Below are 7,302 nucleotides of genomic sequence, written 5' to 3'. Positions count from 1 at the left end.
AATCTGTGATTGAGCAACAATTAATCAAAAAACTTCTGGAAGCTGCAACTACGATTCAATTAGAGCCAGAAACTCCGGTTCCCAAAAAAGAGCCTGAGCCGAACCCCCGCTTGTGCTCTTTACAAGAAAAGTTGGAAAACTTGGAAAAAATTTCTACCTTTGACCCCGATATTGAGGCGATTAAAAACAAGACTCTTCAAGAAATTGAAAAACTTTTGAATCCTTTTGCAACTAAGGATTTTGAGAATCAAACCGCTGCCGAAATTATTCACGCAGGTAATAACTTGGCGATTTGGCACACGCTTTCTAATGATGAAAAAGTCAAAATTTTCCCGCTGTTAGTGGAGCGCATTACGGTTCGGTCTGGTGTTGTTGAATCGATTGAGTTAAAACTATCAAACTAAATTACCCGGCCAAGTTTATGAACATCCAAGACCTATTTAACCTAACTAAACTGCGCTCTGAGGTGGCAATGCAACAAGCTCTCCCTCATTGGCAGCCCAAGGCTCAATCTGACGGTTTACAGTGTCCCCGATGTGCTTCTCGCCATGTGGCTGGGCGAGGATACAGCGAGAATAAAACTCGACGCTATATTTGTCGCGGCTGTGGTGTTTCATTTATGGAGATAGCGAAATTTGATTGTCGTTGTCAAAACCCTGGCACTTTGCCCAAATGCCAAGATTGCCCCTCTTTTCAAGAATTACTGCCGACTCTGAAAAAGAATGTACGTAGGTTACACAATAAAAACCGAGAGGAATTGGACGCTCTTTTTTCGGAGGCTCAATCTCAACTAAAATTAAAAAATTTACGCGCTCAAGTGGCAAGACAAGAGGCGTTATCCAGTTGGCAACTATCTTCGGCCTCTCCATTGGCTTGGGTCTGTCCTCACTGTCAAAGCTCTCATATTAAAAGCAAGGGTTTGGCTAATGGAAAAAAACGTTATTCATGTTATGGATGTGGACGGTCATTTTATGCTCCGGGACACTGGGATTGTACTTGTCAGCTTCCCGGTGACTTAGCTTTGTGCCCAACTTGCCCAAAATTTGAGAAGTTTCTGGCTGTTATGGCTGAAAAACTTGAGAGTTTGGAAAAATTGGACGCTGAGCAATTACAGGCGTTACTCAATTGTTAGTCAAAAATGCCAGGACTGCAAATACTACCAGTCAATCTTTTCCTTGGTGAAGGAGAGAGCTGCTCAGTTAAGTTCCTTGAGTCGATCTAAATTAGAAGCAATGGCATCTCGGTTTAGTTTTTAGTAATATGCAGGACTTACGCAATGAGGCTATACATAGCGTTATGGCGTAAGTCCTGTAATGCTTTTGCACTGGGAGCGTCGGTTTATTGTCTCTTGAGGTCGTGATTTGGAGCGTTCTTGCCTGGAAGGTAGGGGAGCCGGGGCAATCGATTATAGCGAGAGTTGCAGTTCGGTTCGTGATATTGAAAAATTTTCTTATCAATAGCGGTCACTCTAAAAAAAGAGGCGTAAAGTGGGGCTGTTCACGAGTGGATCTGTTAGGCAGCGTCGGGCGTTTATTCTCCAATACTGTCTTACAATTATGAGAAACTGTAAGATTGATTTAAACAAGTGTAAGACTTATGTTTGTATATCTTACTAAATAGCAACTTGCGTCTTCCGCTTTTGTAAGATACGGTAAGACGTAAGCAAGATTTATGTCAGACAAGGAATTTATAACTTTTCGTTGTGACGCCGATATTCTAGAAACGATCGACTATCTGGGCAAAGAGCGCTACGATGCCAAAACTCCGCCTGGATATAATGGTTCTAAAATCTTGATGGATATTTTGCGACTAAATATTGAGGTGCTATCCGATGGCTCTATAGTCTTACTAGGGGCTGTAAAAGTAAGACAGTTTGTGTGAGACAATTTAGAGGAGCGTATTATAGAAATCATTAAGGCATCTGGTGCGATCGAACAGATAAGGGCAGAGGTAAAGGCCGACTTGAGAGAGCTGGGGGAAGTGACCTGAGTGATCGTAACGATGAATTACGACCGACAGGAGCTGAGAGCTGCTTTTGGGCAACTCGCCGATAAGGAAAAGAGCTAACCTGACCTCTAGATGGTTTGTAAGTGTTATTGGGTATTTATCCAGAAAAGGGCTGGAGAAGAGAAACTCACAACTGCATACTTGTTAGTATCCCAGAAATACTCTACTCATATAGAGTAGTAGCTTGAATTCTTAAGCATGGACGACAGACTACACGGGGCAGGAAAACAACCAAGTACATGGCACAAACTCTACGGTAGTGGGACGTAACCTATGAAACTTGAGTACCAACTGACGCTAAATGATTATCTGGAAGCTAGTCAAGGGCATTTGAAATCGCAGAGCTTCTTGTTGTGGATATTCAGTATTTTATTCTTTTTAATAGGGCTCCTATGTATTATCATCAATCCTGCTGACTGGACTGGTTATTGCCTTTTCGTTGGAGGCATTTTTTATATTCCTTTAATAAAACTAAATCAACGTTATCAACTCGCCCGTTTATGGAAAAGTCAGCCTAATCTACGCGAACCTACAACCCTTGAGTTTAATGAAGAGGGAATAATTTATAAAACTTTCAGCGTTGAATCGAATATTAAGTGGCAATTATATACCAAATTTAGAGAGACAAAAAAACTTTTCATGCTTTATCAATTTCCCCATGTTTTTAATATATTGCCAAAGCGTGCCTTCATGAGTAATGAGCAGTTAGATCAGTTCCGAGAACTACTTCGCATAGAGGGAATTAGCTCCCGATGAAAGAGACTGTATCAAATTCAGTCAGATGACTTGGGAAATCCGATTCTCGATCGTCGGTTATTCTTACTATCGTGCGATTTGCCCCCTTTGGAGGTGAAAGCTAAGTATCCGTTGCTTTGGGAATATTTGCAGATGGGAGTAAGGCAGGGAATTTGCGATCGCTACCTGTGTAAGCATCGTACTCCCTGGTATTCGCAGGAAAAGCGTCCCCCTTCCCCCTTTCTGTGCACCTATATGGGTCGTCAGGATACTGGTAAAGGTAGACCTTTTCGATTTATCCTAAATCATTCAAAAGCGACGGCTACCAATGTTTATTTGATGCTGTATCCTAAACCTGCTCTTGCCAAAGTGCTTTCAGATAAGCCAGAATTGCTTAAAGAGGTGTGGCAGGCGCTCGATCGCATTTCTGATGAGGTGCTGATGGGTGAGGGGCGCGTGTATGGGGGTGGGTTGCATAAGCTGGAACCGAGAGAATTGGGTAATGCTTTGGTTGAGAAAATTCTTGAACAGGACTTACGCAACTAGCACATTACTCCCTTCCCGCTCTAAGGTTATGTATCCAGGAAGTAGGGGAAACCAGTAAAAGGAGAAGGGAGCTGGGGGGCAGAAAATACAAATTCTTCTAGCGGGAAGAAAGTAAAAAAGGTACGTTGTTGCGCTAAAGCGCCAGATTTAACGCAACAACGTACCTAAAAAATCCTTTAACTATTGTGAAACTTGCGTATGTCGTGTTGAAGTTTTACCCGAATCGCTCACCAACTCACCTTATAATCTAACGGCTGAAATGATGGTTAAAGTAGTTAACAGGAGTCAATAATCATGTCTAATGTTCAAATAACGATTTCCCTTTACTCTTCCGATCTTCTTGTAGAAGAATTACAAGTAGAAGTGGAAAATTTGCTACAGCAGGTAAAAGAAATGGAAGGGGTAGAAGGGGCAGAATTAGTTCCTGTAGAGGAAGTGCCGGAACCCGGGGAATCTTTGCCGACCTTTTCGTTGGGAATCTTGAAAATAAACGTTAACCCAGCTAATCTCAAGGCTGTGTTTAGCTTTTTGAGCAATTTGAGCGATCGCTTCTATCCCCAGTCTATCAACGAGAGCGGCCGTAGCTGGGAAGCCCAACGGATTGAACTAAGCGTAAAAGTTCAAGGTCGAGAAGTCAAAATTGAAGCCAGCAGCCAATCCGAATTGGATAGGGCGTATCAGAAAGCTGTTGAGTTTTTGAGAGAAGAGCGTGAAGATCAGCTATTTCCAACGCGAACACGCAGTAATGTTCAAGATTGGGAACTATACGATGAGGAACTATACGATGAGGAACTATTAGAACCTGACATAGAAACTACCGTTCAAGTTGGAAACATACAAACTCCTCAATCACTTATACGCTATCCGAACTTGGATTGTCCAGATAAAGCGATTATTAATCAGAAGTTCAGTCTAACTGTTGAGCTTCTTAGAGAAAACATTAATGATACATTGCAAGCTGCTATTATGCTGGAAATTCCAGACACAGGTACCTCAGAATTACCAGAAGTGGAAGTAGTTTTGAGTGCTCCTGAATTTGATCTTGAGAGTAGCAATGTTCAGGTTATTAAAGTTAAGCGGGACGATGACTCACAGGTGCGATTTAACCTGATTCCACGTCAACTTGGGGAACAAAGAATTAGGGTAGAATTCTGGGATAAACGTGGCCGCATTGGCACCACACATCGTAATGTTTTAATTGCTCAAAAACTTGTTGATGTAACTGTACCGCAGTCAGATGAATCTTTACTTCTTGAACTTAAGACCGCAAGAACTGTACCGCCTCAAGACTTAGATTTGCTAATAGACTACGATTCAGACAAAAAGACGCTGCTATTTAGGCTGCATTCGAGCAAGGTAGATGTAAATTACAACTATACGAAAGCCGGACAAGTAACTCTAGAAGGCTCACCTTTAGAAAAGATGCAGGTAATCTACGAACAGATGAGCAGCATGGCAAACACAGTGCCAACAACACAAGAAGGACGTAAAGAAAAAGAAGATGATTTAACTAATATTGGCAATTCTCTCTGGGATCAACTGATTTCTGAACCGTTAAAACAGGAGTATTGGGAGTTCAAGACTCGTGTTAAATCTCTCTTAATTACATCAGAAGAACCGTGGATACCTTGGGAAATGATTAAGCCTTACCGTAACAATGAGAATGGCGACGTAGAACAAGAACCCTTTTGGTGTCAGCAGTTTGCTCTTTCTCGCTGGCTTTCAATGGGTGGAACGGCTGATGAGATGATTATAGGTAAAGTGCGCCCGATTGCTCCAACTCCAACTAACTTACGTTGGGCAAAAGAAGAACTTTTATTTATTGAGCAACTCTCTACTTTGTGTTCAGGTATTACTCCACTTACTACATTTGGTAAACTGTCACAGGTTTTAGATTGCTTTACCAACGAGGAGTTTTCCCTACTGCACTTTGCATGTCATGGAAAATTCGATGCAGCCTCACCCAATGATTCACCAATCGAATTAAGCGATGGAGAATTATTGCGGCCATCTCACATTAAGGTGCAGTTTAAAGGACGACGACCTCGACCTATGATTTTTATAAATTCTTGTCATGGAGCGCGAGGAGAATTTAGTTTTACTGGGTTGGGCGGTTGGGCAGAAAAGTTAGTGAAGGCTCGTGTAGGAGCCTTCATTGGTGCAATGTGGGAAGTATCAGATGAATTAGCTTTGCAGTTTGCTAAGACCTTTTACACGAAGCTTTTAAAGGAGAACGAATCCATTGCAGAGTCATTTCGGCTGGCACGAGAAGATATTCGCAAAGCCGCTCCGTACAATTCAACTTGGTTAGCTTACTCCCTCTATGCTGATGCAGAAGGGCGAGTAAAAGTGCTGCCTAGTTAAGTTGGCAGATCAGAAGCTTGATTTTGTTGAACTTTCAAAGCTTCTGCCCAAGCCTCGCAAATTGTATCCGCAACTGATTTGGCAAGAGTTTTGACTATCAAAGCAGCAATAATAGCTGCAATTGCCGGAGCTAGTCCTAGATTGGCAACCAAAATAGGTGCTAGCATTCCGGCAGCTATGCCAGTGTTTTCATCTAGAGCCTTTTTCAACTGCTCAAGAGTTTTGCTATCAAACGGATCTTTGCAGAGAAGCTCGTATGAATTAGCATTCAACCGTTTGAATAAACGCTCTCCAAAGATAAAAGCTTCTTCATTATCTCTGGTTAGAATAGGAGTGCTGCGAAGATCAATGGAGTCAATCGAAGCACTTCGAGTCAAGTCGCTACGGAACTCTTGAGCATTCAATCCAAGCCGAAGCATAAGTTCTTGTTCACTAAGCTCAACAATATTTTTTGCTAATTCTTCAATCTGAGTCATAAATTAATAAAGTTATCCTCGGTTATAGGCTAAAGCCGTAAATGGAATCAGAAATTAGACAACAGTTGTAAGATAGGATTAAGGAAAAGCCGGTCAGCTAAAAATAGAATCTAGCGCTGTACTTGTTGAACTACAGATTTTTGATCAAGATGTTAGCCAAATTGTCCAAATTCTGAGCAAAATCACATAACTATATTAATCCCTAAATTTGCGCTTTTCCACAGGTTCCACTCATATAGTAAAAAACCCCGAATTGGCTGGCCTTCCGGCTACTTCCAGAGTCACCCCCAAACGCTTGACATCCTTCTTACATTCTAAATTAGTCAGGCTATCCGAATTCCACTTCATCAAATTCCAAGCAAACTTCCCCTCAGCGCTAGTCGCCCACCGCAAAGCCTCCGCTTGCTCCTGAGTCAGATACACAAGAGATTGATAGCGATCGCCCGTGTCTTTTTTTTCTCAGCCTCTCTCCAGATCGAACGACAAACGGTGGATTCCTGCATGATGTCCCTCCGTAAAGTTCCGGCTGAGCGGCTGTAAGCAACCTTTGCAACACCACAATATCTTGCAACAGTCCGCTCCAGTCGGGTTGTTAGGCTGCGAGCTACAATAATATGACTGCAATTGTTGCAATTGTTTCAATTGTTGCCTTACCATCATCTGAGTTCAGCCAGCGCAAAAATTGCTCTCCTCTGTCTCCTACAAGGCTTAACCACTTAGGATCGTGTTGCTGGAGAATTGCATATCCATGAACTTGGTCAATAATACCTGAAGGTACTGTTTCGCTCCAGTTTTCGTGCCTATCATCGTCACCTATCCACTCACCATCAACAGCGTGAGTTCGAGGAGCCGTAGCCCAAAGTGGTCTTTTATCGATGTCAGTTAGCACCACAGTCACAGAACCAGTGAATCCTTTTAATTTCACATTTGTCCACCATCTTGTTACGGCATTTAGGGTTCCTCCCGCATCAAGAGAAAAGTCTGTTTGCATGTGCCCCCCTGCGACATCATCGTGTTGAGATCCTTTGATAGGAAAAACAGGTGGAGTAGCTGAACGATTTATACTCCCACGTAACAGATTCCCATCAGGTGTTGCAAAATAAACAAAGCCATCAGCGACAGCGATAGATCCAGCCCAACCACCTCTACCAATCAATTCAGTACCCACATCAGA

9 protein-coding genes are annotated in these 7,302 nt (G+C 42.4%); 6 read left to right on the top strand and 3 right to left on the bottom strand.

The window, feature by feature from the left end; translation table 11 throughout:
• The 6 genes from QUA23_RS27310 to QUA23_RS27290 form a co-directional block, all read left to right on the top strand.
• A partial coding sequence (locus tag QUA23_RS27310; protein ID WP_333078982.1) for a hypothetical protein occupies positions 1–404 on the top strand: 404 nt, incomplete at its 5' end.
• A 17-nt stretch (positions 405–421) separates the two neighbouring features.
• A complete protein-coding gene (locus QUA23_RS31180) occupies positions 422–1,132 on the top strand; it encodes an IS1/IS1595 family N-terminal zinc-binding domain-containing protein (protein WP_445243526.1) in 711 nt (236 codons plus the stop codon).
• Between the two features lie 539 nt (positions 1,133–1,671).
• Positions 1,672–1,881: a hypothetical protein gene (locus QUA23_RS27305; RefSeq protein ID WP_333078981.1), complete on the top strand. Its 210-nt coding sequence runs from the start codon at positions 1,672–1,674 to the stop codon at positions 1,879–1,881.
• A gap of 399 nt (positions 1,882–2,280) precedes the next feature.
• The gene (locus tag QUA23_RS27300) at positions 2,281–2,763 is read left to right on the top strand and encodes a YcxB family protein (protein ID WP_333078980.1); all 483 of its coding nucleotides are present in this window, start codon (positions 2,281–2,283) and stop codon (positions 2,761–2,763) included.
• 30 nt (positions 2,764–2,793) lie between these two features.
• Positions 2,794–3,288: a hypothetical protein gene (locus QUA23_RS27295; protein WP_333078979.1), complete on the top strand. Its 495-nt coding sequence runs from the start codon at positions 2,794–2,796 to the stop codon at positions 3,286–3,288.
• 294 nt (positions 3,289–3,582) lie between these two features.
• Positions 3,583–5,652, top strand: coding sequence for a CHAT domain-containing protein (locus QUA23_RS27290; protein ID WP_333078977.1), 2,070 nt, complete (start codon positions 3,583–3,585; stop codon positions 5,650–5,652).
• On the opposite strand, the gene QUA23_RS27285 is transcribed toward QUA23_RS27290, so the two are convergent.
• The 3 genes from QUA23_RS27285 to QUA23_RS27275 all read right to left on the bottom strand — a co-directional run.
• Entirely contained in the window at positions 5,649–6,128 is a 480-nt protein-coding gene (locus tag QUA23_RS27285; RefSeq protein WP_333078976.1) for a hypothetical protein, read from the bottom strand. The two genes, QUA23_RS27290 and QUA23_RS27285, sit on opposite strands and share 4 nt — an antisense overlap.
• Positions 6,129–6,359: 231 nt before the next feature.
• Positions 6,360–6,551, bottom strand: a complete 192-nt coding sequence (locus QUA23_RS27280) for a DUF6753 family protein (RefSeq protein ID WP_333078975.1) — start codon at positions 6,549–6,551, stop codon at positions 6,360–6,362.
• A 181-nt stretch (positions 6,552–6,732) separates the two neighbouring features.
• A partial coding sequence (locus QUA23_RS27275; protein ID WP_333110607.1) for a hypothetical protein occupies positions 6,733–7,302 on the bottom strand: 570 nt, incomplete at its 5' end.

It is taken from the genome of Microcoleus sp. Pol1C5, from assembly GCF_036701115.1.
Taxonomy (GTDB): domain Bacteria; phylum Cyanobacteriota; class Cyanobacteriia; order Cyanobacteriales; family Microcoleaceae; genus Microcoleus.
The sequence above is the reverse complement of the archived record's forward strand: the minus strand, read 5'-3'. Positions and strand labels throughout refer to the sequence as shown.

What these genes read in the sequence shown, in the direction of transcription:
- QUA23_RS27285 (WP_333078976.1), bottom strand. Translation starts at nt 6,128, where the DNA reads ATGACTCAGATTGAAGAATTAGCAAAAAATATTGTTGAGCTTAGTGAA.
- QUA23_RS27300 (WP_333078980.1), top strand. Translation starts at nt 2,281, where the DNA reads ATGAAACTTGAGTACCAACTGACGCTAAATGATTATCTGGAAGCTAGT.
- QUA23_RS27290 (WP_333078977.1), top strand. Translation starts at nt 3,583, where the DNA reads ATGTCTAATGTTCAAATAACGATTTCCCTTTACTCTTCCGATCTTCTT.
- QUA23_RS27305 (WP_333078981.1), top strand. Translation starts at nt 1,672, where the DNA reads ATGTCAGACAAGGAATTTATAACTTTTCGTTGTGACGCCGATATTCTA.
- QUA23_RS31180 (WP_445243526.1), top strand. Translation starts at nt 422, where the DNA reads ATGAACATCCAAGACCTATTTAACCTAACTAAACTGCGCTCTGAGGTG.